Consider the following 24,341-nt stretch of genomic DNA (forward strand, 5'->3'; position numbering starts at 1 on the left):
TCCCTCGCCACTTGATTCCGGCGCCGGGAAGGAGAAGGCTTGGAGCGGGCACCCGCCCGAACCACCGCCATGACCGTCCAGGCCACCGGACGACCGTGACGGCCCGCCATCGCGACGCCGGGGAGGTGTGCGAGAGGGCGACGCCGATCATGACGCCGCAATCGCCACGCGTCCCCTTCACTGAAGGAGGGTCGCATCGTGTCGCCATCCACGGAACGCATCCGCAGTCTCGCTCTCGCCGGCCATGCCGGCGCCGGAAAGACCACCCTGTTCGAAGCCATGCTCCATGCCGGAGGCGCGCTCACCGCCGTCGGCAGCGTCGAGCGCGGCAGCACCGTCTCCGACACCGATCCCATGGAAAAGGCGCGCGGTCATTCGATCGACGCCTCCATCGCCTCGATCGAACGCAACGGCTACCGCATCCATCTCCTCGACACGCCCGGCTACGCGGACTTCCGAGGACCGGCGCTCGCCGCGCTCGCCGCCGCCGACACCGTCGCCATCGTGGTGAACGCCGCCAACGGCATCGAGCACGGCACGCGCAGCATGATGGCGCACGCGAAGGAACGCGGGCTCGCGCGCATCCTCATCGTCAACCGCATCGATGCCGAGGGCGTCGATCTTCCCGGACTCGTCGACGCGCTGCGCGACGAATTCGGCAGCGAATGCCTTCCGCTCAACCTGCCCGCGTCGAAGGGGCACGCGGTACGCGACGCCTTCTTCCAGACCGCGGGCGACACGGATTTCTCGTCGCCCGGCGAGGCGCACCAGCGCATCATCGACCAGGTGGTGGAGATCGACGACGAGGTGATGGAGCACTACCTCGACGCGGGCGAATCGGCGCTCTCCGCGGCGGAAGTGCGCGACGCGCTCGAACACTGCCTGCGCGACGGGCATCTCGTGCCCATCGTGTTCACCGGCGCGCGCGACGGCATCGGCGTCGACGAACTGCTGGAACTCGTCGAGCGCATCCTGCCCTGTCCGAAGGAAACCAACCCGCCGCCGTTCCGCGACGCCGCGGGTGCGCCGTTCCCGATCGCCGCCGACGAAAGCGGCCACGTCGTCGCCGACGTCTTCAAGATCGTCAACGATCCTTTCGTCGGCAAGCTGGGCGTCTTCCGCGTCTGGCAGGGCACGGTACGCAAGGATGCCCAGCTGCTCGTCGACGACGGCCGCAAGCCGTTCAAGGTCGCGCACCTGTTCCGGCTGAAGGGACGAGAACACGTCGAGGTGGACGAGGCCCTTCCGGGCGACATCGCCGCCGTGGCGAAGATCGAGGACATCCATTTCGACGCCGTGCTGCACGATGCCGCCGACGAAGGACGCATCCACCTCGAGCCCGCCGCGTATCCGGCGCCGATGTACGGCCTCGCCGTGGAGCCGGCGCACAAGGGGCAGGAACAGAAACTCTCGCAGGCACTGGGCAAGCTCGCGGAAGAGGATCCCTGCTTCCGCGTCGAGCACCACAAGGAATTGAACGAGACCGTGGTGCGCGGACTGTCCGACCTGCACCTGAAGCTGATGCTCGAACGCATGAAGGCGCGTTACGACGTGGACGTGGTCACGCATACGCCACGCATCGCGTACCGCGAGACGGTGGGCGCGGGCGCCGAGGGTCATCACCGGCACAAGAAGCAGACCGGCGGTGCAGGCCAGTTCGGCGAAGTGTTCCTGCGTGTGGAGCCGCTGGAGCGCGGCGCGGGCTTCGTCTTCGACGACGAGACCAAGGGCGGCGTCATTCCCGGGCAGTTCATGCCGGCGATCGAGAAAGGCGTGCGGCAGGCGCTCGACGCGGGTGCGATCGCCGGCTACCCGATCCAGGACGTTCGCGTGGTCGTCTACGACGGCAAGCACCATCCGGTCGATTCCAAGGAGGTGGCCTTCATCAGCGCGGGGAGGAAGGCGTTCCTCGACGCGGTTTCGCGCGCGAGGCCGCAGGTGCTCGAACCCATCGTCGACCTGGAGGTATCGATCGCCGATCAGCACGTCGGCGACGTCACCGGCGGCCTGGCGTCGAAACGCGCGCAGATCATGGGCACCGATTCGCTACGTGGCGGGGAGACGCTGATCAAGGCGCGCGTGCCGCTCGCGGAACTGGTCGACTACCCGACGCAGCTGAAGGCCATGACGGGTGGACAGGGGCGCTACGCGATGGCGTTCAGTCACTACGACACGGTGCCGCCCGGCGTGCAGAAGAAGCTGGCCGAGGCGTGGAAGCCGAAGGTGGAGGAGGACTGAGGCGATCGGGCCCGCTGCCGCGGGAATCGCCGATACGATCGGCTCCCACCGGCATGAGGCAATCGTGCTGGAAACGGAGGAAGGATGACTGAGGCGATCGGGCCCGCTGCCGCGGGAATCGCCGATACGATCGGCTCCCACCGGCATGAGGCAATCGTGCTGGAAACGGAGGAAGGATGACTGAGGCGATCGGGCCCGCTGCCGCGGGGAATCGCCGATACGATCGGCTCCCACCGGCATGAGGCAATCGTGCTGGAAACGGAGGAAGGATGACTGAGGCGATCGGGCCCGCTGCCGCGGGAATCGCCGATACGATCGGCTCCCACCGGCATGAGGCAAGGCTGGAAACGGGCGGAGGAGAACTGGGGTGACGGTGGGAGCCGATCGTATCGGCGATCCGGGCGGCGCAAGCCGCCCGGCCTTGCCGCGATCACGCCGCCAGCGTGTCGATCAGCGCGTTAGTGAACGCCGGAATGTCGTCCGGCTTGCGGCTCGTGATGAAGTTGCCGTCCTTGACCACCTGGCTGTCTTCCCAGTTCGCGCCCGCGTTGGTGAGGTCCTGCTTCAGCGACGGCCACGACGTGACCTTCTTGCCCTTGACGAGCCCGGCATTGATCAGGGTCCAAGGCCCATGGCAGATCGCCGCCACCGGCTTGTTCGCCTGCGCGAAGGTCTTCACGAAGGCGAGCGCCTTCTCGTCGGTACGAAGGTTGTCGGGATTGATGACGCCACCCGGCAACACGAGGGCGTCATAGCGGCCGGCGTCGGCCTTGTCGAGCTGGACGTCCACCGGAACGTCCTCGCCCCAGTCCTTCACGTCCCAACCCTTGATGCGCTGGGCGTCGCCCGGAGCGATCACGTCGACCGTCGCGCCCGCTTCTTCCAGCAGGCGCTTCGGTTCGGTCAGCTCGACCTGTTCGAAGCCATCGGTAGCCAGCACCGCGATGCGGCGCCCGTCGAGTCGTTTGTCTGCCATGGGGATCTCCGTGGGGAGGAAAGGTCCCCACAGGATCGACCCCGACGGATGACCGTCGCGTCGCATCGCCGTCGGCACACCATGGGCAAACGTGAACGAACCTTACGCGCCCTTCTTCTTCGGCTTCAGCATCGTGCCGATGCAATTGGGCGAACCGCACAGGCAGGCCCAGATCTTCTTCAGGCGCGCGGTGTGCGGCATGTCCAGCGTGATGCCGTAGTCGTAGGTGAGTTCCTCGCCCGGGGCGATGTCGCGGATCGCCTCGATGATCACGCGATCGTGCTTCGACGGCTTGCCTTCGACGGCTTCCTCGATCAGCGCCTGGCAGTTCGGCTCGCACCCGTGGTTGATCCAGCGCGCGGTGTTGCCGTTGCTGTTGCCGTCGACGATGTACTTCTCGTTGAGCGTGAACAGGAAGGTGTGCCCCGTCTCGCCGCCGTCGCCGTAGCGCTTGTCGGCCTGTGCGTGGGTGATGCGATCGCCCTTGTACTCGACGATCTCCTCGCCGGCCTTGATCGGTGCGGTGGCGAACACGCCATTTCCGTGGATGGGCGAACGTCGTGCGGCGATGCGTCGGGACATGGTTTCCGGTGATCGAAGGGGACAATCTTCGATGATGCCTGCTCGGCCGCCGCTTGGGAACCGCGTTTCAAACGTGTCCCTCGCACTGGCGGTCCGCCCGGCGCTACCATCGAACGACCGTTCGACCACGCCGGAAGCCTAAGGGAATGACTCCGATCATCCGACACCCCCTCGTCCGCGCCGCGCTGATCGCCGGCGTCGCCCTGCTGGCCGCGTGCGGCCCGCCGAAGAAAAGCGTGTTCCCGCCAGCCGTCTCGCTGCAGGAAGTCACCGCGAAGCCGGGCGGCGTCTGGCACGTGACCCTGCGCATCCGCAACAACAGCTACGGCGGCATGTCGTTCGAAACCTTCCAGGGCACGCTGCGCGTCGGCGATCTGGGCGGCGTGCTGCTCGACGCCCGGGTCGACCAGGACATCCCGTCGTTCGCGGCTGACGTCGCGACCATCGACCTGCTGCCCACGCCCGAGATGTCGAAGGCGCTGGCGGAACTCGCCGCCAAGGGCAGCTCCGGCGCCCTGCCCTACGCCATCGACGGCCGCATCAGCGCCACGCCGGAGAAAGAGAAGGAATCGCGGTCCTTCCCCGTGCAGGGCAAGAACTGGCTCTCGCCGGTGCCCGGCATTCCCGACACCTACCGCTCGCCCTGATCCGCCACATCCGCGCCAGCCCAGGACATTCCATGACGTACAAAGCCCCGCTCGACGACATGCGCTTCGCGCTCTACGACGTACTCGGCGCCGAAGCCGTGCTGACCGGCCTCGATGGCGGCGAAGCGCACAACCGCGAGTTGATCGATGCCGTGATCGAGGAAGCCGCGCGTTTCACCGAGCAGGTACTGTCCCCCCTCAACGCGTCCGGTGACGCCGAGGGCTGCCACTACGACAAGGCGACCGCCTCGGTGACCACGCCGAAGGGCTTCCGGGAGGCCTATCGCCAGTATGCCGACGGCGGCTGGACGGGACTCACGGCCAGCGAAGCATCGGGCGGCCAGGGCCTGCCGGCCACGGTCGGCGTGCTCGCGAAGGAGATGATCGACTCCGCCAACCTCGCCTGGGGCATCTATCCGCTGCTGTCGCATGGGGCCATCGACGCGATCGAGCACCACGGCGACGATTGGCAGAAGCAGGTCTTCCTCAAGCGCCTCGTGGACGGCCAGTGGACGGGCACCATGTGCCTCACCGAGCCGCAGGCCGGCTCCGATCTGGGCCTGCTGAAGACGCGCGCGGAACCCAACGACGACGGCAGCTACCGCGTCACCGGCACCAAGATCTTCATCTCCGCCGGCGAGCACGACTTCGCCGACAACATCGTGCATCTCGTGCTCGCACGCCTGCCCGACGCACCGGCCGGCAGCCGCGGCATCTCCATGCTGGTGGTGCCGAAGTTCCGCGTGGACCGCGACGGCAACGCGGGCGAGCGCAACTCGCTCGCCGCCGGCGCCATCGAGCACAAGATGGGCATCAAGGGCTCGGCCACCTGCGTCATGAACTTCGACGACGCGCAGGGCTGGCTGATCGGGCCGCCGCACAAGGGCCTGATGGCCATGTTCACCATGATGAACGCCGCGCGCCTCGGCGTCGGCGTGCAGGGCCTTGGCGTTTCCGAGCGGGCGTTCCAGCGCAGCCTCGCCTACGCCCGCGAGCGCCTGCAGATGCGCGCGCTCTCGGGCGCGAAGTCGCCGGACAAGCCGGCCGACCCGATCACCGTGCATCCGGACGTCCGCCGCATGCTGCTCACGCAGCGCGCGTTCGTCGAGGGCGGCCGGGTGCTCGCCGTGTACGCCGGCCTGCAGAGCGACATCGCGGCGCGTCACCCGGACGCCGGCGCGCGCAGGACGGCGGACGAGCTGCTCTCGTTCCTCATCCCGATCGCCAAGGGCCTGCTCACCGAAGCCGCGCAGGAGTGCACCAAGGAAGCGCTGCAGATCTTTGGCGGCCACGGCTACATCGCCGAGCACGGCATGGAGCAGTACGTGCGCGACGCCCGCATCATTACCCTCTACGAGGGCACCACGCAGATCCAGGCGCTCGACCTGCTCGGCCGCAAGATCATGCAGCTGCAGGGCGCCGGCCTGAAGCATTTCCTCGGCGAGATCTCGGCGTTCTGCCAGGCGAACCAGGCCAACGACAGCGTCCGCGCCTTCATCGGCCCGCTGGCCGTCGCGGCGAAGACGTGGGGCGACCTCACGCAGGCGATCGCGCAGACGGCGCAGGGCAACCCGGAGGAACTGGGCGCCGCCGCGGTCGATTACCTGCACTTCTCCGGCTACGTGACGCTGGCCTATTTCTGGGCCCGCAGCGTCCTCGCCGCCGAGGGTGGCAGCCTCGCCACCGAGCGCCGCCAGGCCAAGCGTGACACCGCCACGTTCTACTTCACCCGCATCCTGCCCCGCATCCATATGCACAAGGCGGCGATCGATGCCGGCGTCGCGACCCTGCCCGAGGTGCTCTGAGCACGTCGCATCGATGCAGAGAATCGTCCTCGGGGCTTCCGCCGGAAACCCCGAGGGTGTAGAAAAAGGTTTCGCCCCGACTTCCCACCGAGACGGTGCCCGACCCGATGAGCGACTCGACGTTCCTGATCCGTCTCGCCGAAAGCGACGATGACGACTTCATCCTTGGCCTCGTCCCTCGTTTCATCAACTTTCCGCTGCCGAACGGACGAACGCGGACCGACTGCCTCAAGGGCATCGAGGCCGATCTGGTCAAACACCTCGACGAGCAACCCTCGAACAGCTACATCTTCGTGGCGGAGAACGAAGACGGCGACGCCGTCGGCTTCGTGCACATCCAGAAGACCAAGGATTTCTTCACCCATCGCGACAACTGCCACATCTCCGACATCGCGGTGGCGGAGGCCTTCGAGGGCGCGGGCGTCGGCAAGGTGCTGCTCGACCATGCGTACAGCTGGGCGAAGGAACATCGCTGCCAGTTCGTCACCCTCGCGGTGTTGCCGGGCAACGAGAACGCGCAGCGCCTGTACCGCAATTACGGGTTCGACACCGACCTGATGCGCATGGCCAAGCCGGTGCGCTGAGCACCGGCGTCGCTCCAACGAAAAAGGCCGCGATCGCTCGCGGCCTTTTCGTTTCCGGCGGATCGGCGGAAGTTACGACTTGACCGTCGTCTCTTCCTTGCGCTCGCGCTCGTCGAGGCGGGCGGCCATGCGGTCGATGTTGGCCAGCGACACGAGGTGCGCGTAGATCCAGCCGAACGCGCCTTCGCGCAGGAACTCGTGGGCGGTCTTCTCGTCGAGGGCGCGCAGCTTCTCTTCGTTGATCACGAAGAGGCCGTTGAGGTTGATGCCCTTGCCTTCCTTCTGCAGCGTGACCGTGCGCGGCTCGAGCAGGTCGTGCTCGCGCAGCTTGCCCATGAACCACTGCGTGCGGGACACGTGGTCCTGGAACTCGCCGAGGAAGTTCACGGCGTTGGTCAGGGCCGGCGCATCGGTGCCGTCCTCGTTGAACAGGCGCTCGCCTTCCTCGTTGCTGAAGCCTTCATAGGCCTCGTCGAGGAAAACGGTGAAATCGTCGCCCTCGGAGCCGGCCGGCTTCTCGGCCAGCACGAACGGATAGCGGCGCACGAAGGCCGGGATGTAGACGCCCGTCTCCCAGAAACCGTTGTCGCCGACGAGCAGGTTCTCGCCCTGGCGAAGACCGAGCAGGGCCATCGGGCCGGCCTCTTCGATCGAGTTGCCCGCGAAGAGGATCGGGAAGTCGCGCGCGGCCGGCGCGAATTCGACGCCGGTCAGCGGCACGGAGTGCGCGGCGGCGGCGAAACGGATGTTGTTCACGGCCTTAAGGCGCAGGTCGCGGTGGGCGGTGCGGTTCAGGGGAACCGGACGCTCGTAGAAAAGCACTTCTGCCACTGTGTAACCCTCATGGACCCGCCGGACCTGGGAAGCCACCCCGGCCCCCCTTCCAAACCCGCCGGGCTTCGAATGCGAATCCCCACTATAGCAGCGGCCGGTGACAGGAAAAGCCCCGCAAGAAGCGTACCTGCGAGATTCTTTTCCGTCATGGATATGGGCTATGCTCGGGCCAAAGGGGCCCTTGTGGCCTGGACCGGACGACCGGTCCGCACGGAGTTCGGCTTGCTGGAACGCTCTTTCGCATATGTGAAGGACGAGACCCGATGACGATGGAAGTGCTCCACGAAGACCTGCCCAGGGTGACCGCGCTCCACGCGACGCGGGTGCTTTCCCTGGACGCGGCGGGTCGGATCCTGGACTGGATCAGCTGGCAGGACGCCGTTTGCCTGTATGTCCGCGGCGTCGTGGCCTGGACCCTGGGCGACCCCTGCGTGACGGTGCGCGGCGGCATCAGCCGGGCCAACGGCCTGCGCAGCAGCCTCGATCTCCACCCGATCGTCGCCAGCACGGGGCACTGCCGCGAGCACGCGATCGACCCCGCACCCGCCCTGACCAACACCGCGCTCTTCGCCCGCGACCGGCACATCTGCCTCTACTGCGGGCACCAGTACACGCGCCACGAACTGACCCGCGACCACGTCGTCCCCCTGTCCAAGCGGGGCGCCGACGAGTGGGAAAACGTGGTCAGCGCCTGCCTGGCCTGCAACCTGCGCAAGAGCAACCGCACCCCGCAGCAAGCGAACATGCCCCTGCTGGCCGTGCCCTACCGCCCCAGCTGGGTCGAGCACCTGATCCTCTCCAACCGCAACATCCTCGCGGACCAGATGGAGTTCCTGGTCAGCCACCTGCCGCGGGACCGGCGGCCGGGTTGAGGGCTTCCGGGAGTTGGGGGATGGGAAATGGGGGCGCCATCCGACGAGCGCTCGAGGGGGCCGGAGGCGCCCGGCGGGCGATACGGCCTCCCTAACGCAGCCGGCCCCCTCGAGCGTCCGCCGGAACTGCGCCCCCACTTCCCATCCCCCTCCTCCATTGCATCCCCCCCCGTTCACGCCCCGTCCCTTGCCCCGCCACCCCGCTAGGCGAACAATAGGCGGATGAACGACCTCTCCCGCTACCCTTATCTGGCGCAGATCGACTCGCCGGAGGACCTCCGCCGTTTCCCGACGGACGAACTGCCGGCCATCGCCGATGAACTGCGCCGGTACCTGATCGAGGCGGTGGCGTCGTCGGGCGGGCATTTCGGCGCGGGCCTGGGCGTCGTCGAGCTGACCGTCGCCCTGCACCACGTCTTCGAGACGCCGCGCGATCGCCTGGTCTGGGACGTCGGTCACCAGTGCTACCCGCACAAGATCCTGACGGGCCGCCGCGACCGCATCACCACGATCAAGAAGAAGGACGGCCTCGCGCCGTTCCCGCGTCGCGAGGAAAGCGAGTACGACACCTTCGGCGTCGGTCACTCGTCGACCTCGATTTCCGCCGCGCTCGGCATGGCCATCGCGCTGCAGCGTCGCGGCGACCCGCGCAAGGTCGTGGCCGTGATCGGCGACGGCGCGATGACCGCGGGCATGGCGTTCGAGGCGCTGAACCACGGCGGCGACGTCGAGCCGAACATGCTCGTGATCCTCAACGACAACGGGATGTCGATCAGCGAAAACGTCGGCGCGATGACCAAGATGATGGCGCGCGCGATGTCCAGCCGCACGCTCAACGCCTGGCGCGAACGCGCCAAGAAGGCGATGCCGCGCGAGTCCTTCTTCGGCCGCTTCTTCAAGCGCTGGGAGGAACACGCCAAGGGCATGTTCGTGCCGTCCACGCTGTTCGAGGAACTGGGCTTCCACTACACCGGCCCGATCGACGGCCACAACATGGCCCAGCTGGTGAACGCGCTGGAGACGGTGAAGGCGCTTCCCGGCCCGCAGCTGCTCCACGTGATGACCACGAAGGGCAAGGGCTACGAACCTGCCGAAAAGGCGCAGATCGAATACCACGCCGTCGGTCCGTTCGACCCCGTGGCCGGTCTGGTGAAGAAGACCGCGCCGGCCAAGCCGACGTACACCGACATCTTCAGCGACTGGCTCTGCGACATGGCGGCCGCCGACGAACGCCTGCTCGGCATCACGCCGGCGATGCGCGAAGGCTCCGGCCTCGTCCGCTTCTCGAAGGAATACCCGCAGCGGTATTTCGACGTCGCCATCGCGGAACAGCACGCCGTGACGCTCGCCGCGGGCATGGCGGTCGAGGGCGCGAAGCCCGTGGTCGCGATCTACTCGTCGTTCCTGCAACGCGCGTACGACCAGGCCATCCACGACGTCGCCCTGCAGAACCTCGACGTCGTCTTCGCGGTCGATCGCGCCGGCGTCGTCGGCCCGGACGGTGCCACGCATGCCGGTAGCTTCGATCTCTCGTTCATGCGTTGCCTGCCCAACATGGTGATCATGGCGCCGGCCGACGAGAACGAATGCCGCACCATGCTCAGCACGGGCTTCCACTACGACGGCCCGGCCGTCGTGCGCTACCCGCGCGGTACCGGCCCGGGCGCGAAGCTGTCCACCGCGCTCGACACGTATCCCATCGGTAAGGCGGAAGTGCGTCGTCGCGGCCACCACGGCCTGGCGATCCTCTCCTTCGGCACGATGCTCGCCCCGGCGGCCGTCATCGCGGCGGAGGTCGACGCCACGCTGATCAACATGCGTTTCGTGAAGCCGCTCGACGAGGAACTGATCCTCGAACTCGCACGCACGCACGAGGCCTTCGTCACGATCGAAGACAACGCCGTCGCCGGCGGTGCCGGCGCGGCGGTCGCCGAACTCCTCGCCGCCCACGGCATCACGCTGCCCGTCCAGCACCTCGGCCTGCCCGACGCGTACCTGGAGCACGGCAGCCGCGAGGAAGTGCTCACGATGGCCGGCCTCGACCTGCCCCAGATCCGCAGCGCCATCCGCGCCCGCTTCCCGCAGTTCGTCGCCTCGCCGGTCGCCAGCGCGGGCTAAGCCTCAGCACGCCGCTCCCACCCTACCTTCGGGTGGGAGCCCAACGGATCACGCCGACCAGCAATACAACGGCTCGCCATAGATGCCCGGTGCGCCCAGCGCCGTTACGTCCGTCCCCCAAAAACAACAGTAGCGATCCCTTTCGGGCTGATAGACGAGCCAATAACCGGCGTCGTGAGCGACACACCAACCGGACTGAATCGTTCCGATATCCGCGTCGGGGAACCCGGTGCGGTGACCTCCGCGCTGACCTGAAACGGCTCGCACGAATGCTCTCGAATCGTGGCTGCCAAACCGTCCAGATAGGCCTCACGATCGGCGCCCGGCTGGATGTAAACCGCGGCTGCGTCGCAGAGCCGGGAATGCAGTATCTCGATATATCGATGCGTCATGGCGGAGGAATGCTTGGCTTCGGACAGTGATACGCATCGAGACGGTTATTCGCCCACCGTTGTTACAAGATCGTAGACGAGATGCCTGTCGAGCTCTCGACCGATCGCGGCTTTGATCAGTCGCGCTCCCGAAAGGTGGAAACCTTCGACACCGAACACGCGAACATCGCGATCGACTAGCAGATCAAGAGCGCGAAGCAGCCCAGCATGCCATACCCCGCTCGGACGAAGAGCATTCGGCATCAGAGTACCGCCCGCAGCGATGAACGATGAATTCGAGGATGGCATCATGAACAGAGTGCCGGGCATTGTCGACTCTGCGACTGTCGAAACAATCATCAACAGCCATCACAATGTTCAGCGTGTGGAAAAATGAAAAGACCGCTTCTTCTATCCGCTATCGCTGCGTGCGCAGTTTCGCTCGGAATCGCTCACCCTGTACTCGGACAAATGACTCGGTGGCGTTACCCGTGTGATGTCTACATGACCCTCGGATGTGTTCGACTTCCAGAAAGCATGTCCGTGACCTACGAGGTTCCTGCCGACTACGGAATTTACAGCTTCAGAAGTGCTGGCGAGTTGATCCTGTCGGCATATCTGGGAGATGCGCCTCGACTACCCGAGGCGAAAGTCGCGCTCGAGCTCACATCGAAAGAGGCTGACGCTCAGGTGTTCCTGGATAAACGCGATGGCAAGACCCGGCTGGACATCGTCATCGTGCCGCGCGATGACAAACGGATGCGACTGCATGTCTTCGCGACCTATTCCGATGCTCAGAGAAAGGAAGTCGCTCAGATCGTCGCTGGGCTTCGCGCCTGCCTCAAATCCTCGCGCGGGACGATGATCTGTCCTGCGGAGAGTCCGTGGGGTCAGAAGCTCCAGGAGTTCGTCGATCCCACCCGCCGCTGAGTTGGCAGAAGCGCTGCCAGTGAAGTCAGTGCTATGTTTTCGACCGGTAATCGCGACGGCGGGTACTGACTGACGGCCTGAGCAAACTAGTTCCCGAATCGACCGCCGCTGACCCGGTCGCGATCTTCGAGATCGGTGGCGGTGAACACGTCGGCGAACCCCATCCCGACGAGCACGACGCGCACCGCTTCGCCCTGCTGCCATCCGTGCTCGAGGAGCAGCCAGCCGCCCGGCTCCAGATGCGCGCCCGCGGCGGCGGCGATGCGACGAATGTCGTCGAGCCCATCGGCGCCCGAGGCGAGCGCCGTGGCCGGCTCGAAACGCAGGTCGCCCTGCGCGAGGTGCGGGTCGTCGGATTCGATGTATGGCGGGTTGCTGACGATCAGGTCGAAGCGCCGCCCTTCGAGCGGCGCGAGCCAGTCGCCGTGAGCGAAGGTCACATGCTGGAGCCCGAGGGCGACGGCGTTGCGTGACGCGACCGCGAGCGCCGCTTCGCTCGCGTCCACGGCCGTGACGTCGGCATCGGGACGTTCCTTCGCGATGGCCAACGCGATGGCGCCGCTACCGGTGCCGAGGTCCACGACCCGGCCACCCTGCGGCAGGCGCGCGACCGCCAGCTCGACCAGCAACTCCGTTTCCGGCCGCGGGATGAGCGTCGCCGGCGTGACTTCGAGGGACAGCGACCAGAAATCGCGACGGCCGGTGATATAGGCGATGGGCTCCCCTGCCGCGCGTCGACGCACGAGCGCGTCGAACCGCGCCATGCCCTCCGCATCCGCCGTATCGTCCGCGTGAGCGAAGAACCACGCACGATCGACGCCCAGTGCGTGCGCGAGGAGGAGTTCGGCCTCGAGGCGTTCGCCGAGCATCTCGGCGGCCTCGCGCAGGATCGTACGAATATCGGTCATGCACGGATTCTATCCGCTGGCCGCTCCTACAATGCGCCGATGCGCCTTCCTCTCCTGCTCGCCACCCTCCTCGCCCTCGGCGGCTGCCAGGCGACATTCTTCGCGGCCGTAAACGCGCGGCAGCCCTCGACCGGCGTCGTGGCCCATCGCGACAACGTCTACGATGCCGCGCATGACGTGAAACTCGACGTATACGCCCCTGAGCATGCCGACCACGCACCGGTGGTGGTCTACTTCTTCGGCGGCAGCTGGATGCACGGCAAGCGCGAATGGTATCGCTGGCTCGGCCAGGCGCTGGCGACGCAGGGGATCGTCGCGGTCGTCGCCGATTATCGTCTCTGGCCGAAGACGCGCATGGACGGCTTCCTGCACGACGGCGCCGAAGCCGTGCGCTGGGCGCGCGACCACGCCGCGGACTACGGCGGCGATCCCGCACACCTGTTCGTGATGGGGCATTCGGCCGGCGGCCACATCGCGGCGATGCTCGCGACCGACAAACAGTGGCTTGCCGGGGTGGGCATGAGGCCCCGTGACCTGGCGGGCTGGATCGGCGTCGCGGGCGCATACGATTTCCTGCCCCTGGACGACCCCGACTTCATCGACATGTTCGGCTCCACGCCCCAGGAACAGGCGCGATCGCAACCGATCAACTTCGTCGATGGCGACGAACCGCCCGCCCTGCTCCTGCAGGGTGAAGCCGACACCATCGTGTTTCCTTCCGAAGCCATCGCCATGGAGGGCCGCTACCGTCAGATGGGTGAGCCGGTCGAGCTGAAGCTCTACCCGAAGCTGGGCCACGAGAGGCTGCTGTTCGCCCTGGGGCCATTGCACGAGGAGGCGCCGGTGATGCGGGACGTCGTGACCTTCATCCGAAGCAGGACGAAGCCGCCGCGGCCGTAGTTTCGATCAGCGCTGCTTCATGACGTCGCGCCCCTCCGCGTTGCCGCCACGCGCCGCGTCGAGGACTTCGGGATACGGATAGTTCAGCCCCAGCAGCTGGCGGATGTCCGGACTCGCGTTCTTCACGAACGCCTCGGGCAGCGCGGCGGGCAGGTCTTCCATCGGTTTGACGAACTTCGGCAGGTACTGCGTGATGATCGCCGAGCGATCGATGCTGCTGCGGTTCGGCATCGCGCAATGCCACACCGCACCGAAGAACAGGACCGTGTCGCCCGGCTCGCCGAGCATGCGCTCGCAGCGCTCGAAGAAACGATCGCTTTCGTCGGGGTAATGCAGCTCGCGCTGGCTACCGGGGACGAACGCGGTGGCGCCCGTTTCCTCGGTGAAGGGGTCGAGCATGATGGTCGCCTGCGCGTTCAGGGCGAAACTGGAGTTGATCAGCGCCGGATGCGTCTGCGGCGAATGGAAGTCCCAGTACGGATAATCGATATGCGGTTCCTGGCCCGGACCGCCCGGAAGGATGCGGTTCGCCGCGATCGATCCCATGATGAATTCGCTGCCGATGAAGGCGCGCATGACTTTCATGATGGCGGGATGGGCGGCCATGCGGGAGAAGATCTCGCCCTTGGCCAGCAGGTTCCAGACGCGGCGCTGCAGGTTGATGCGTCCGGCGCGCTCCGCGTCGCCCTGGAAATGCGTGACCTTGCCGCCTTTCTCGTCCCGGTTCGATTCACGCATCACGATGTCGCGCGCCTCGGCGATTTCGGCCGGGGTGAACAGGCCGCGCAACGTGACCGCGCCGAGGCCCCGGAGCAACTCGTGGACGATCGCGTCGGTGTCGAGGTTGTCCTCCGTGTAGACGGGGATGGGATGCGACGGCGAGCGCATGGTCTGGGCGGTGGCGTTCATGGCGGGCTCCTGCCGCGTGGCTGCGGCGTGTCGAAGGGCGATGGCTGGCACGTTCGGCATCTACGCTAGGCCGATTTGCAAGCGCTTGCAAACTGCGCTGCAACATACGTAGAGTCGGGCCATCGACGGATGGGAGACTCGCCTTGAAGCACGAGCTGCGCATCGGCCTGATCGGCGCCGGTTACATGGGCAAGGCGCACACGCTGGCCTTCCAGAGCGTCGCGGCCGCCTTCGACACGCCGATGCGACCGGTGTGCGAGATGATCGCGACATCCACCGCCGCGGGTGCCGCCGAGGTGGCCGCCCGCTGGGGCTGGGCGCGATCGACCGGCGACTGGAAGCAACTCGTCGAAGATCCGCGCGTGGACGCCGTCGTGATCGCCACGCCGCCGCGCACGCACCTGCCGATGGTGCTGGCCTGCGTCGCGGCCGGGAAGCCGGTGTTCTGCGAGAAGCCGCTCGGCGCGACGGCGGAGGAATCGCTGGTGATGGCCGAGGCCGTCGAGATCGCGCGATTGCCCAACATGGTCGGCTTTAACTACATCCGCACGCCCGCGAGCCAGCTCGCCCGCCAGATCGTCGCGTCCGGGGAGATCGGCGACGTGATCCAGGTGACGGCCGAGCACGTCGAAGATTACCTGCACGATCCGTCGCTGCCGGCCTCGTGGCGCACGCGGATCGCCACGGGAACCGAGGCGGGCGCGCTTGGCGACGTCGCGACGCACATCGTCAACGCCTGCCTGAGACTGGTCGGGCCCGTCGAGAGCCTGGTGGCCGACCTGGCGATCGTTCAACCGATGCGGGAGGGTCCGGACGGGCCCGAGGCGGTGGAGAACGACGACCAGGGCCAGATGCTGCTGCGCTTCGCCAACGGCGCGAGTGGGAGCCTGAGCTTCAGCCGCATGGCCGCGGGCCGGAAGATGGGCTACACGTACCGCATCACGGGAACCCGCGGCGCGATCCATTTCGACCAGGAAGACCAGAACGCGCTGTGGCTGTACGACGCGTCGCGCGACCCCGCGCGGCGCGGTTTCCAGAGGCTGTTGATGGGCCCGGCGCACCCGGACTACCTCGCGTTCAACCAGGGCGTCGGCCACGGCACCGGCTACAACGAGCAGATCACGATCGAGGCGCGCGATTTCCTGCAGGCGATCGCGACCGGCGACGCCGTGTGGCCGACCTTCCGCGACGGCTTCGAGGTCGACCGCGTGATCGCGGCCGCGCTGGTGTCGCACCGTGAACGGCGCTGGGTATCGCTTTGACGTGGCGAATCCCGGCAGGCGTCAACGCAGGCTCGTGCGCGTCACCAGTTCGCAGGGAAAGAGCTTGCTGCGCGGCACCGCATCGGGGTGTTCCATCCAAGCGACGATGCGGTCGATCGCATGGAGCACCATGTCGTGGATGGGCTGTCGCACGGTGGTGAGCGAATAGGAGGCCCACGCGGCGAGTGGCATGTCGTCGAAGCCGACGATGCTCACGTCTGCCGGCACGCGCACGCCGCGCTCGCGACACGCGTCGATCGCGCCCATCGCCAGCACGTCGTCGGCGCAGAACACACCGTCGAGGTCGTCGTCGCGATCGAGCAGCGCGTGCATCGCGAGGCGCCCGTGCTCGTGCGTGTAGTTGCCGGCGTGGATCGTCTGGCGCAGGAGCTTGCGCGCGGCGTCCGCGAAGCCCTTCTCGCGGTCGATCGTCGAGGCGTCGTGCGCCGACCCTCCGAGGAACGCGAGCCGCCGAAGGCCTCGCTCACGCATCGCGTCCGCCACGAGCCCACCGCCGGCCACGTTATCGACGGTGGCCACGGGCACCGGGGACGAGCGCCCCGCCCGCCCGAACACATGCAGCACGGGCAGACCCGCCGCCCGGCACGACGCGGCGAAACCAGCCGGCGGCGCCGAAGTGGCGATCAGCACGGCATCGACGCTGTACTGGCGAAGCATGTCGAGCGCGGCCTTGCCGTCCTCGCCCTCACCGAGGTTCGCCAGCAGCGGGCGAAGGCCCCGTGCCTGGAGTTCGCGGGTGAAGAGGTCGAAGACCTCCATGAAGGTGGGATTCGCGAAATGGTTGGAGACCAGGCCGATGAGTTCCGTGCGGCCGGTCATGAGGCTGCGCGCGAGCTGGTTCGGTCGGTAGCCGAGCGCCGCCGCGGCCTCGAGCACTCGCTCGCGCGTCTTCGCCGAGACGCTGGCGCCTTCGGTGAAGGTGCGCGACACGGCGGAGATCGACACGCCCGCGGCCTCGGCGACGTCGCGGGCGGTGGGGCGTTGCGAAACGGGTGGGCGGAAGCTCATGCGAACTAGGTTAGCGCAGTCGCGCGGTGGGAGCGGGCCGCGTGGGGGGGGGGGGGTCTTGCGCCGTGCAAAGAGGGCCGGCGGCTCATCGCGAGAAGCTGTCGCGGCCGGGTCCGCTCCCACCGGCTCGGCGCAAAAAAAAGCCGGGCGATCGCTCGCCCGGCTTTCGTGTGGCACCGATGGTCGTTTAGCGCAGGATCGCCTTCGGGTCCTGCTTGTCCTTCAGCGCCGCGCAGAGCAGGGTCTGCTCGCTGGTCTGCGCGAGGCCGCGGTCGGCGCCGCTGACCTGGCCGAGACGCGGCTTGAAGAACGCGCTCATGCGATCGGCCTCGGCCTTCGAGCAGCTGCCGCCGGCCGCCATTTCGGGCAGCTTGCCGCCGGCGAAGCTACCGGTGCGGGCGACGATCTTGTCGTAGTTCGTCGTGAACCACTTCCACAGATCGGCACGCGTCGCTTCCGACTCGCGACCGGCGCGCAGCACCATCGCCATCTCGCCCACCTTCACGTCCTTGCCGAGGGCGAAGTCGCGCACCTTGTTGGCGAGGGCCGGGTCGGTCGCGTCGCCCAGCGCGATGAGCATCGCGTTGCGCTTGGCGGGATCGGACGTCTTCGGCACTTCGGCCATCAGGGCCTCGACCGCCGGGGCGCCACGCTCCTCGACCGCCACGCCGAGCGCGGAAGCGAGCATGTCGGAATCGGCCGCGTCGAGATCGAGCCTGCCGTCCTTCGTCTTCAGCGCCGCGTCGCCCTGCTTGAGCAGTTCGGCGCGCACTTCCGGCACGCCGATGTCCTTGTCGGCCAGGAAGCCGGCGAGGGTCGTGCGCGTGATCGTGTCGTTGTCCGGCTCGCCGGCCTTCTTGCGGTAGCCCAGCTGCTTGAGCTTCGGCAGGTAGGCGTCGGTGGCCCACTTGCGCAGGCGCTCGCGCTGCGCGTCGGTGGTGGCTTCGTTGTCGAGGATCCAGTTGAACGTGCCGATCGGCGCGGTGAACACTTCGCGCGTCTTCGAGGCGGTCAGCGGCTTCGTCGCGGCGAGGTAGTCGCCCGCGTCGAGGTCGCCGTGCTGGAAGCCGGCGCGCACGGCGTCGGCATAGGCCAGCTGCTCGGCGTCGGTCAGCGTCGAGACCACCTTCGCCAGCGCGGCCAGGTCGGCCTTGCTCTGCGAGAAGCGGTAGTAACCGCGACCGTCGGCGTTCGGCAGCACCCAGCTGTTCTTCGCCGCGCCGTCGAGAACCATCGTGCCGGTGGCCTTGTCGAGCAGTTCGCACTTGACCTTGTTGCCGCCGCCTTCCACGCCGTAGCGCACGCACATCGGCACGCCCCACACGCGGCTCGCGTCGCCGGTGCTGCCCAGCGGCAGGTAGCGGCTCTGGGCCAGGTGCAGCACGGTCTTGCCGCCTTCCGTCTTCACTTCCGTGCTGACGTACGGCACGCCGGACTGGTCGAGGAAGGTACGGAACGCCTTCTTGAACGCGTCGCCCTGGCCGGCGGCCTCGGCGATCGCATCGATCAGGTCGTCGGCCGTGGCGTTGGCGAACTTGTGCTTCTGGATGTACGCACGCATGCCCTTCTGGAACACCGGATCGGTGACGTAGCCCTCGAACATGCCGAGGACCGCGGCGCCCTTCTGGTACGTGATGCCGTCGAACGCCGTCTCGATGTCGCCGTTGCCGGTGATCGGCTGGCGGATCTTGCGCGCGCTGACGAGGCTGTCGTTGTTCATCGCGCCCTGCGCGCCGCGAACGCGGTCGAGGTCGGCGCGGTATTCCGGGTGCACCTTGATGGTGACCTTCTGCTGCATCCAGGTGGCGAACGCCTCGTTGAGCCAGAGGTCGTCCCACCAGGCCATCGTCACCGTGTCGCCGGTCCACTGGTGGGCCAGCTCGTGCGCGTTGACGTTGAACGAGCCACGCACGTACTGCGCGGCCGAATCCGGATCGATCAGCAGCAGCCAGTCGCGGAACGTGACGAGGCCGGCGTTCTCCATCGCACCGGCGCTGAAGTCCGGCGCGGCGAGCAGGTCGAGCTTGTCGTACGGATAGCCGAAGCCGTAGTAGTCCTCGAGCGTGTGGATGATCGAGTTCGTCTCGCCCAGCACGTGCTTCATGCGGTGGCCTTCGCCCTTGGCGGCGATGCCGCGCAACGGGGTGGCCGTCGTGCGGTATTGCGTCGGCGTGATGTCCGGACCCTTCTCGATGTCCCACGGGCCCACGGCGAACGCGACGAGATAGGTCGGCAGCGGCTTGGTGGTCGAGAACGTGAGGGTCTTCCAGCCCGCGCCAGCCTTCTCTTCCTTGATCTGGGCCGTGTTGGCGACGCCCTGGTCGTCGGCCGGGATGGTCAGCTGGATGTCGAACGGCACCTTGAACGAGGGCTCGTCGAAGCCCGGGAACGCATAGCGGGCCGACACCGGCTCCATCTGCGTCATCGCGTACGGGATGCCTTCGTGCGAGACCTTGTACAGGCCCTGCAGCTGCTTGTTGAGCGGCGCGCTGAACTCGATCGCGAGCGTGATCTCACCTTCCAGCTTCGCGCCGAGATCCACCCGTGCGACGCCTTCCTTCTCGGCGGCGACGGTGTACTTGCCGGTGTGCTTCTTGCCGGCGGCGTCGGTCACGGCGACCTTCGAGACCTTCAGCTCCTTGCCGTGCAGCCAGACGAAGTCCGACGGCTGCGTGAGCTTGATGCGGATGGTCGACGAGCCGGAGTAGTCCTCCTGCTTCGGGTCGACCTTGAAGGCGAGCTTGTAGGACTCGGGCTGGGCCCACGTCGGGAGATGGCCAAGCGGTGGCGCGGCGTCCGTGCCGGCGGCGAGCGCGGCGCCACAGCAGGTGGCGAGCGCGGTGAGGATGAGGGGACGGACGAAACGACGCATGGCAGGTGGGACTCCCTGTGGTTGAACCCCCATCCTGCGAACAAGCATGACGTTCGACACAGTGCCAGAAGGCACCCCGTCCCCGTTGCGGCGCGTCAGAACGCGCCTGGCGGCTTACATCTCGACGATCGGCTTGAACCCGCCGAAGAACATCCGCTTGCCGTCGAAGGGCAGGTTCCTGGGGTCCGAATACTCCGCAAGCCTCGGATCCGCCATCACTTTCTTCATGATCCGGTCGCGGTCGCGGCGGCTCTTGTAGACGATCCAGGAGAAGACCACGACCTCGCCCTCCTTCAGTTTCACGGACTGCGGAAAAGAGGTGACCTTGCCGGGCTTGACGTCGTCGGCGACACATTCGGAGTAGGCGAGCGCCCCGAACTCCATCCAGATCTTCCCGGCCTTGCGTGCCATCTTCTTGTAGTCCGCCATCCGGTCGAGCGGAACCGGCGCGACGAAACCATCGACGTAACTCATGGTGCGACCCTCCCTCGGTGTGGTGGGGGCGAGGGTGGCGCAGAACGAAGAAAGGCCGCGTTAAACGCGGCCTTTGCGGACTTTCTCAAACGGGGCGACGAATCAGCCGGCCGCGTCGGCCTGCTCGAGCACGACCGCGACCGCGTGGATCACCGAGGCGATGCGCACCGCGCTCTGGATGGCCTGGACGCTGACGCCGCCATCGCGCAGCACCTTGTCGTGCGAGTCGATGCACATGCCGCAGCCGTTGACCGCCGAGACGGCCAGCGAGACGAGCTCGAAGTCGTTCTTGGCGTCGCCCTTGTAGGCGCCGATCACGTTCATGCGCAGCTTCGCCGGGATGGTGGCGTACTCCGGATGGCTGACCAGGTGCTGGAAGCGGTAGTAGATGTTGTTCATGCCCATGATCGCGGCCGAACCCTTGGCGGCGGTCAGCTGCTCGGCCGTGGCGTGCTCGGCGGCGAACGCGGCGATGGCTTCGGTCAGCGGCTTGTAGCGGGCGGAGTAGGCGGAGCCGAGCGCGACCATGGCGATCTGCGCCTTGTTGAGGCCGGGCGCACCCGCCTCGCTCAGCACGGAATCGAGGTTGAGCTTCAGGTCCTTGGCGTATTCGGGAAGCTGGCTGCGAAGATCGGCGACGCTCATGGATGCACCTTCTTTTTCGAATGAATGGGGCGCGGAATGGCTCGGCGCGAGGGCGCCGGTTCACGCGGGACACGTGGGGTGTCGGGGGAAAGAGGTAAAAAACGGGGCGGTGAAGAGGACTTCACCGCCCCTGGACTGCCCGCGCCGCGCGGGGGGAGGGAGGGTCCGCGGCGAGGGACTTACGACCGGGTGAGGCTTAGGCGACCTTCAGGGTCTCGTCGCCGGCCTTCCAGTTGCAGGCGCACAGCTCGTCGGTCTGCAGGGCGTCGAGGACGCGCAGCACTTCGTCCGGGTTGCGGCCGACGGAACCGGCGGTCACGTAGGCGAACTGGATCTCGCCATTCGGGTCGACGAGGAAGGTGGCGCGCTGGGCGACGCCTTCGTCGGTCAGGATGCCCAGAGCCGTCGTCAGCTCCTTCTTGATGTCCGCGAGCATCGGGAACTTGAGGTCCTTCAGATCGGCGTGGTCCATGCGCCAGGCGCGGTGGACGAACTCGGAATCGGTCGAAGCGGCGAGGATCTGGCAGTCACGGTCGGCGAACTGCTCGTTGAGGTCGCTGAAGCCCTTGATCTCGGTTGGGCACACGAAGGTGAAGTCCTTCGGGTAGAAGAAGACGAGCTTCCACTTGCCCTCGTACGACTTGTCCGAGATGTCGACGAACGCGTCTTCGATCTTGTTGGCGAGGGGGCCACCGGCCACTGCCTTGAGGTTGAACTGGGGGAACTTATCGCCAATGCTCAGCATCTTTTCGACTCTCCGTTGAGGGTGGGTTGAACGCGTTTGCGCGCTACATGGCGCGACCAGAAGGCAAGCTTACCGGTCCTGCCGATATATTCCAAATCGATTGTTGGCATGAATGTGATAGGCTACGGCTATTGTCTGGTCGTCCCCGAGCGTGCCGCCATGAACCTGCGTGACCTCTCCTATCTCGTCGCCCTGGCCGAGCACCGGCATTTCGGCAAGGCGGCCGAAGCCAGCTTCGTCAGCCAGCCGACCCTGTCGACCCAGATCCGGAAGCTGGAGGACGAACTCGGGGTGGCGCTCGTGGAACGTACCCCGCGGAAAGTCCTCCTGACGGAAACGGGCCGTGAAATCGCCCGCCGCGCCCGTTCAGTGCTCTCGCAGGTCGACGAGATCCGCTCCATCGCCCAGCGCACCCGCGACCCGGAATCGGGCACGATCCGGCTCGGCATCTTCCCCACGCTGGGGCCCTACCTGCTCCCGCACGTGATCCCGCGTCTGCGCGAGCGCTTCCCGCGGCTGGAGCTGCTGCTGCGCGAGGAAAAGACGGAGCAGGTGCTGCACATGCTGCGCGAGGGCACGCTGGACGCCGGCATTCTCGCCCTGCCCGTCCACGACGATTCGCTGCACACCGAATTCCTGTTCGAGGAGCCGTTCGTGCTGGCGGTGCCCAGCAGCCACCAACTCGCCTCGCGGCGCTCGCTGCGGATGGACGACCTCTCGGAGCAGAACCTCCTGCTGCTGGAGGACGGCCACTGCCTGCGCGACCAGGCGCTGGAAGTCTGCCAGCTGGCCGGCGCCGGCGAGAAGACCGGCTTCCGCGCCACCAGCCTCGAGACGCTCCGACAGATGGTCTCGGCGAACGTCGGCATCACGTTGCTGCCGTCGCTCGCCGTGAAGCCGCCGGTCGCCCAGTCGCCGAACGTCAGCCTGGTCGCCTTCGACGCGCCCGCGCCCAGCCGTCGCATCGCGATGCTCTGGCGGAAGAGTTCCGCGATGACGCCGTTCTTCGAGGCCCTGGCGGCCGTGATCCGCGACGTGCCTGCAGGCCTCTTCGACACCCGCGACTGCACCGCCGGTCAACGGGAATCGGCGACGGGCGTTGCCCTTCCCTCTTCCTGACGGTTCGGTGACATGCGCGTCTGGCTCGCGGTAGTGCTCCTTCTCTGTGGCTGGGGCGCCTTCTCCTGGTGGCAGCATCGGCCCGTGCACAACGCCCCCGGCGTGCTGGCCGGCGGCGTACCGGACCAGGAAGACATCGGGCAAGCGGCGACGCTCAGCCGCGGCCGCTTCACGCTGACCACGCGCGCCGCGTTCGCCATGACCGGCCGCGTCCTCTCGCGCGAGGACTACCAGTTCGACGACCTGGCGCCGATCGCGCCCACGGACCTGGCGATGGGCTGGGGCCGCATGTCGGACAGCGGGGTGCTCGACCGGATCCGCATCTCGCAGTCGAACCGGTTCTACTACTGGTACACCGACCACTACCCGATTCCGCGCCGCGAAATCGAGGATTCCAGCGCCAACATGCACATGATCCCCGCCAACGACACCGTGGCGCGCGAGCTGCGCGAGGTGCGGCCCGGCGAGGTGGTGCGTCTACAGGGCTTCCTGGTGGACATCAAGCGCGACGACGGCTGGCACTGGAACACCTCGCTGACGCGCGAGGACACCGGCGCCGGCGGCTGCGAGATCGTGCTCGTGGAGTCCATCGGCGCCGCCGGCGCCGGCGGCGCGCAGGTCTTCGATCAGTAAGCCAGCAGGGTGTGCAGCGGCAGGGCCGCGGGCCATTTGCCGCGGCCGTTCAGGCCCGGCAGTTCGATGACGACGCTCGCCCCGAGCACCTCGGCGCCCAGTCGCTCGACGAGGCGGCGGGCGGCCTCCAGCGTGCCGCCGGTCGCCAGCACGTCGTCGACCACGATGACGCGCTCGCCGGGCGCCAGCGCGGACGAACCGATCTCCAGGCGATCCATGCCGTATTCGAGGCCGTAGTCGACGCCGACCACCGGCGGCGGCAGCTTGCCCGCCTTGCGCAACGGCACGAAGCCGGCGTCGAGCGCCCGGGCCATGGCCGCGCCGAAGATGAAGCCGCGCGATTCGATGCCGCAGACGGCGCCGATGCCCTGCCCGCGCCACGGTTCGCACAGCGCGTCGATGCACGCGCCGAACGCGGCGGCATCGGCCAGCAAGGGGGTGATGTCCTTGAACATGATGCCGGGACGCGGAAAGTCCGGCACGTCGCGGACGAGGTCGTGGAAGGCCTGCATGGGTGATCCTGGAAGAATGTCGGGGCGTTTCAGGCCGGAAACGTGACCGCGCCGAAGTCGTCGTCGGACGCGGCGGCGGCACGCGCCTCGGCCAGCTGGGCGTCGATCGCGCGCACGATGCCCTCGGCGGCTTCCGCCGCGCCGTCGGGCACCATCACCGCGAGGAAGTCGCGCGCCGGCAACTGACCCACCGCGCCGGTGAGGAATTCGCCGGCGATGAACGCCGGGATCTCCGCCCGCTCGAGGGCGTCCTTGACGAGGTGGGCGTCGATCAGGGACTCGGCGTGGTAGGCGATGCGCATGGTTCCACGCTACCCGTCGGCGGCGCGTCCGGCAAGCGTCCGGGGCCCAACGGAGGTAAACTCCCCCGTTTGCG

24 protein-coding genes are annotated in these 24,341 nt (G+C 67.3%); 11 read left to right on the forward strand and 13 right to left on the reverse strand.

Annotated elements, in window-relative coordinates; genetic code table 11:
- Positions 1 to 198 precede the first annotated feature (198 nt).
- Positions 199 to 2,238 (forward strand): elongation factor G, encoded by a 2,040-nt coding sequence (fusA, locus tag BMW54_RS10300; protein ID WP_090055138.1) that lies wholly within the window; start codon positions 199 to 201, stop codon positions 2,236 to 2,238.
- 430 nt (positions 2,239 to 2,668) lie between these two features.
- Here fusA and BMW54_RS10305 read toward each other — a convergent pair whose 3' ends face one another.
- Both BMW54_RS10305 and BMW54_RS10310 read right to left on the reverse strand, forming a co-directional pair.
- Positions 2,669 to 3,214 carry a type 1 glutamine amidotransferase domain-containing protein gene (locus tag BMW54_RS10305; protein WP_090055139.1) on the reverse strand — a complete coding sequence of 182 codons (546 nt, stop codon included), beginning with the start codon at positions 3,212 to 3,214 and terminating at the stop codon, positions 2,669 to 2,671.
- A 102-nt stretch (positions 3,215 to 3,316) separates the two neighbouring features.
- A complete protein-coding gene (locus BMW54_RS10310) occupies positions 3,317 to 3,796 on the reverse strand; it encodes an SET domain-containing protein (protein ID WP_090055141.1) in 480 nt (159 codons plus the stop codon).
- A 146-nt stretch (positions 3,797 to 3,942) separates the two neighbouring features.
- Between BMW54_RS10310 and BMW54_RS10315 the strand changes: the two genes are divergently transcribed.
- The 3 genes from BMW54_RS10315 to BMW54_RS10325 all read left to right on the forward strand — a co-directional run bounded on the left by BMW54_RS10315 (position 3,943) and on the right by BMW54_RS10325 (position 6,832).
- Complete coding sequence (locus tag BMW54_RS10315; protein WP_090055142.1) at positions 3,943 to 4,443, forward strand: hypothetical protein; 501 nt, start codon at positions 3,943 to 3,945, stop codon at positions 4,441 to 4,443.
- A gap of 32 nt (positions 4,444 to 4,475) precedes the next feature.
- On the forward strand, positions 4,476 to 6,248 hold the full coding sequence (locus BMW54_RS10320) for an acyl-CoA dehydrogenase C-terminal domain-containing protein (protein ID WP_090055144.1): 1,773 nt from the start codon (positions 4,476 to 4,478) through the stop codon (positions 6,246 to 6,248).
- 107 nt (positions 6,249 to 6,355) lie between these two features.
- Entirely contained in the window at positions 6,356 to 6,832 is a 477-nt protein-coding gene (locus BMW54_RS10325; RefSeq protein ID WP_090055145.1) for a GNAT family N-acetyltransferase, read from the forward strand.
- A gap of 72 nt (positions 6,833 to 6,904) precedes the next feature.
- On the opposite strand, the gene BMW54_RS10330 is transcribed toward BMW54_RS10325, so the two are convergent.
- Positions 6,905 to 7,663, reverse strand: a complete 759-nt coding sequence (locus BMW54_RS10330; protein WP_090055147.1) for a SapC family protein — start codon at positions 7,661 to 7,663, stop codon at positions 6,905 to 6,907.
- A gap of 266 nt (positions 7,664 to 7,929) precedes the next feature.
- On the opposite strand from BMW54_RS10330, the gene BMW54_RS10335 reads away from it, so the two are divergent.
- Together BMW54_RS10335 and dxs are read left to right on the forward strand one after the other, a co-directional pair.
- Positions 7,930 to 8,538 (forward strand): HNH endonuclease, encoded by a 609-nt coding sequence (locus BMW54_RS10335; RefSeq protein ID WP_254779197.1) that lies wholly within the window; start codon positions 7,930 to 7,932, stop codon positions 8,536 to 8,538.
- 222 nt (positions 8,539 to 8,760) lie between these two features.
- Positions 8,761 to 10,656 carry a 1-deoxy-D-xylulose-5-phosphate synthase gene (gene dxs, locus BMW54_RS10340; protein WP_090055148.1) on the forward strand — a complete coding sequence of 632 codons (1,896 nt, stop codon included), beginning with the start codon at positions 8,761 to 8,763 and terminating at the stop codon, positions 10,654 to 10,656.
- Positions 10,657 to 10,760: 104 nt separating this feature from the next.
- Here the strand turns inward: dxs and BMW54_RS18515 are convergent, their stop codons facing one another.
- A complete protein-coding gene (locus BMW54_RS18515; RefSeq protein ID WP_139206079.1) occupies positions 10,761 to 11,048 on the reverse strand; it encodes a hypothetical protein in 288 nt (95 codons plus the stop codon).
- Between the two features lie 522 nt (positions 11,049 to 11,570).
- On the opposite strand from BMW54_RS18515, the gene BMW54_RS10345 reads away from it, so the two are divergent.
- Positions 11,571 to 11,957 carry a hypothetical protein gene (locus tag BMW54_RS10345; RefSeq protein WP_139206080.1) on the forward strand — a complete coding sequence of 129 codons (387 nt, stop codon included), beginning with the start codon at positions 11,571 to 11,573 and terminating at the stop codon, positions 11,955 to 11,957.
- Positions 11,958 to 12,043: 86 nt separating this feature from the next.
- Here the strand turns inward: BMW54_RS10345 and prmC are convergent, their stop codons facing one another.
- Positions 12,044 to 12,865 (reverse strand): peptide chain release factor N(5)-glutamine methyltransferase, encoded by an 822-nt coding sequence (prmC, locus tag BMW54_RS10350; protein ID WP_090055151.1) that lies wholly within the window; start codon positions 12,863 to 12,865, stop codon positions 12,044 to 12,046.
- On the opposite strand from prmC, the gene BMW54_RS10355 reads away from it, so the two are divergent.
- On the forward strand, positions 12,785 to 13,765 hold the full coding sequence (locus BMW54_RS10355; RefSeq protein ID WP_254779199.1) for an alpha/beta hydrolase: 981 nt from the start codon (positions 12,785 to 12,787) through the stop codon (positions 13,763 to 13,765). The genes prmC and BMW54_RS10355 overlap by 81 nt on opposite strands.
- Before the next feature lie 6 nt (positions 13,766 to 13,771).
- On the opposite strand, the gene BMW54_RS10360 is transcribed toward BMW54_RS10355, so the two are convergent.
- Positions 13,772 to 14,674 carry a phytanoyl-CoA dioxygenase family protein gene (locus BMW54_RS10360; RefSeq protein WP_217642623.1) on the reverse strand — a complete coding sequence of 301 codons (903 nt, stop codon included), beginning with the start codon at positions 14,672 to 14,674 and terminating at the stop codon, positions 13,772 to 13,774.
- Positions 14,675 to 14,817: 143 nt separating this feature from the next.
- Between BMW54_RS10360 and BMW54_RS10365 the strand changes: the two genes are divergently transcribed.
- Positions 14,818 to 15,936: a Gfo/Idh/MocA family protein gene (locus tag BMW54_RS10365; RefSeq protein WP_217642624.1), complete on the forward strand. Its 1,119-nt coding sequence runs from the start codon at positions 14,818 to 14,820 to the stop codon at positions 15,934 to 15,936.
- A 21-nt stretch (positions 15,937 to 15,957) separates the two neighbouring features.
- Here the strand turns inward: BMW54_RS10365 and BMW54_RS10370 are convergent, their stop codons facing one another.
- The 5 genes from BMW54_RS10370 to BMW54_RS10390 all read right to left on the reverse strand — a co-directional run bounded on the left by BMW54_RS10370 (position 15,958) and on the right by BMW54_RS10390 (position 21,701).
- The gene (locus BMW54_RS10370; RefSeq protein WP_090055154.1) at positions 15,958 to 16,965 is read right to left on the reverse strand and encodes a LacI family DNA-binding transcriptional regulator; all 1,008 of its coding nucleotides are present in this window, start codon (positions 16,963 to 16,965) and stop codon (positions 15,958 to 15,960) included.
- Between the two features lie 187 nt (positions 16,966 to 17,152).
- Positions 17,153 to 19,837, reverse strand: coding sequence for a M1 family metallopeptidase (locus BMW54_RS10375; RefSeq protein WP_090055156.1), 2,685 nt, complete (start codon positions 19,835 to 19,837; stop codon positions 17,153 to 17,155).
- A 114-nt stretch (positions 19,838 to 19,951) separates the two neighbouring features.
- Positions 19,952 to 20,311, reverse strand: a complete 360-nt coding sequence (locus BMW54_RS10380; protein WP_090055157.1) for a DUF1428 domain-containing protein — start codon at positions 20,309 to 20,311, stop codon at positions 19,952 to 19,954.
- 102 nt (positions 20,312 to 20,413) lie between these two features.
- Positions 20,414 to 20,956, reverse strand: coding sequence for a carboxymuconolactone decarboxylase family protein (locus tag BMW54_RS10385; RefSeq protein WP_090055159.1), 543 nt, complete (start codon positions 20,954 to 20,956; stop codon positions 20,414 to 20,416).
- Positions 20,957 to 21,152: 196 nt separating this feature from the next.
- Positions 21,153 to 21,701 (reverse strand): peroxiredoxin, encoded by a 549-nt coding sequence (locus BMW54_RS10390; RefSeq protein ID WP_090055160.1) that lies wholly within the window; start codon positions 21,699 to 21,701, stop codon positions 21,153 to 21,155.
- A gap of 159 nt (positions 21,702 to 21,860) precedes the next feature.
- Here BMW54_RS10390 and oxyR point away from each other — a divergent pair, with 159 nt between their 5' ends.
- Positions 21,861 to 22,820 (forward strand): DNA-binding transcriptional regulator OxyR, encoded by a 960-nt coding sequence (oxyR, locus tag BMW54_RS10395; RefSeq protein WP_090055922.1) that lies wholly within the window; start codon positions 21,861 to 21,863, stop codon positions 22,818 to 22,820.
- A gap of 12 nt (positions 22,821 to 22,832) precedes the next feature.
- Entirely contained in the window at positions 22,833 to 23,453 is a 621-nt protein-coding gene (locus BMW54_RS10400) for a hypothetical protein (protein ID WP_090055161.1), read from the forward strand.
- Here BMW54_RS10400 and BMW54_RS10405 read toward each other — a convergent pair.
- On the reverse strand, positions 23,447 to 23,965 hold the full coding sequence (locus BMW54_RS10405; protein WP_090055162.1) for an adenine phosphoribosyltransferase: 519 nt from the start codon (positions 23,963 to 23,965) through the stop codon (positions 23,447 to 23,449). The genes BMW54_RS10400 and BMW54_RS10405 overlap by 7 nt on opposite strands.
- Before the next feature lie 29 nt (positions 23,966 to 23,994).
- The gene (locus tag BMW54_RS10410; protein WP_090055164.1) at positions 23,995 to 24,267 is read right to left on the reverse strand and encodes a putative signal transducing protein; all 273 of its coding nucleotides are present in this window, start codon (positions 24,265 to 24,267) and stop codon (positions 23,995 to 23,997) included.
- Positions 24,268 to 24,341: the final 74 nt, after the last annotated feature.

The sequence above is a fragment of the Luteibacter sp. 329MFSha genome (assembly GCF_900111665.1).
Taxonomy (GTDB): domain Bacteria; phylum Pseudomonadota; class Gammaproteobacteria; order Xanthomonadales; family Rhodanobacteraceae; genus Luteibacter.

What these genes read in the sequence shown, in the direction of transcription:
- BMW54_RS10325 (WP_090055145.1), top strand. Translation starts at nt 6,356, where the DNA reads ATGAGCGACTCGACGTTCCTGATCCGTCTCGCCGAAAGCGACGATGAC.
- BMW54_RS10315 (WP_090055142.1), top strand. Translation starts at nt 3,943, where the DNA reads ATGACTCCGATCATCCGACACCCCCTCGTCCGCGCCGCGCTGATCGCC.
- BMW54_RS10375 (WP_090055156.1), bottom strand. Translation starts at nt 19,837, where the DNA reads ATGCGTCGTTTCGTCCGTCCCCTCATCCTCACCGCGCTCGCCACCTGC.
- BMW54_RS10320 (WP_090055144.1), top strand. Translation starts at nt 4,476, where the DNA reads ATGACGTACAAAGCCCCGCTCGACGACATGCGCTTCGCGCTCTACGAC.
- BMW54_RS10305 (WP_090055139.1), bottom strand. Translation starts at nt 3,214, where the DNA reads ATGGCAGACAAACGACTCGACGGGCGCCGCATCGCGGTGCTGGCTACC.
- BMW54_RS18515 (WP_139206079.1), bottom strand. Translation starts at nt 11,048, where the DNA reads ATGACGCATCGATATATCGAGATACTGCATTCCCGGCTCTGCGACGCA.
- BMW54_RS10410 (WP_090055164.1), bottom strand. Translation starts at nt 24,267, where the DNA reads ATGCGCATCGCCTACCACGCCGAGTCCCTGATCGACGCCCACCTCGTC.
- BMW54_RS10380 (WP_090055157.1), bottom strand. Translation starts at nt 20,311, where the DNA reads ATGAGTTACGTCGATGGTTTCGTCGCGCCGGTTCCGCTCGACCGGATG.
- BMW54_RS10390 (WP_090055160.1), bottom strand. Translation starts at nt 21,701, where the DNA reads ATGCTGAGCATTGGCGATAAGTTCCCCCAGTTCAACCTCAAGGCAGTG.
- dxs (WP_090055148.1), top strand. Translation starts at nt 8,761, where the DNA reads ATGAACGACCTCTCCCGCTACCCTTATCTGGCGCAGATCGACTCGCCG.
- BMW54_RS10335 (WP_254779197.1), top strand. Translation starts at nt 7,930, where the DNA reads ATGACGATGGAAGTGCTCCACGAAGACCTGCCCAGGGTGACCGCGCTC.
- BMW54_RS10405 (WP_090055162.1), bottom strand. Translation starts at nt 23,965, where the DNA reads ATGCAGGCCTTCCACGACCTCGTCCGCGACGTGCCGGACTTTCCGCGT.
- oxyR (WP_090055922.1), top strand. Translation starts at nt 21,861, where the DNA reads ATGAACCTGCGTGACCTCTCCTATCTCGTCGCCCTGGCCGAGCACCGG.
- BMW54_RS10400 (WP_090055161.1), top strand. Translation starts at nt 22,833, where the DNA reads ATGCGCGTCTGGCTCGCGGTAGTGCTCCTTCTCTGTGGCTGGGGCGCC.
- BMW54_RS10370 (WP_090055154.1), bottom strand. Translation starts at nt 16,965, where the DNA reads ATGAGCTTCCGCCCACCCGTTTCGCAACGCCCCACCGCCCGCGACGTC.
- prmC (WP_090055151.1), bottom strand. Translation starts at nt 12,865, where the DNA reads ATGACCGATATTCGTACGATCCTGCGCGAGGCCGCCGAGATGCTCGGC.
- BMW54_RS10385 (WP_090055159.1), bottom strand. Translation starts at nt 20,956, where the DNA reads ATGAGCGTCGCCGATCTTCGCAGCCAGCTTCCCGAATACGCCAAGGAC.
- BMW54_RS10310 (WP_090055141.1), bottom strand. Translation starts at nt 3,796, where the DNA reads ATGTCCCGACGCATCGCCGCACGACGTTCGCCCATCCACGGAAATGGC.
- BMW54_RS10360 (WP_217642623.1), bottom strand. Translation starts at nt 14,674, where the DNA reads ATGAACGCCACCGCCCAGACCATGCGCTCGCCGTCGCATCCCATCCCC.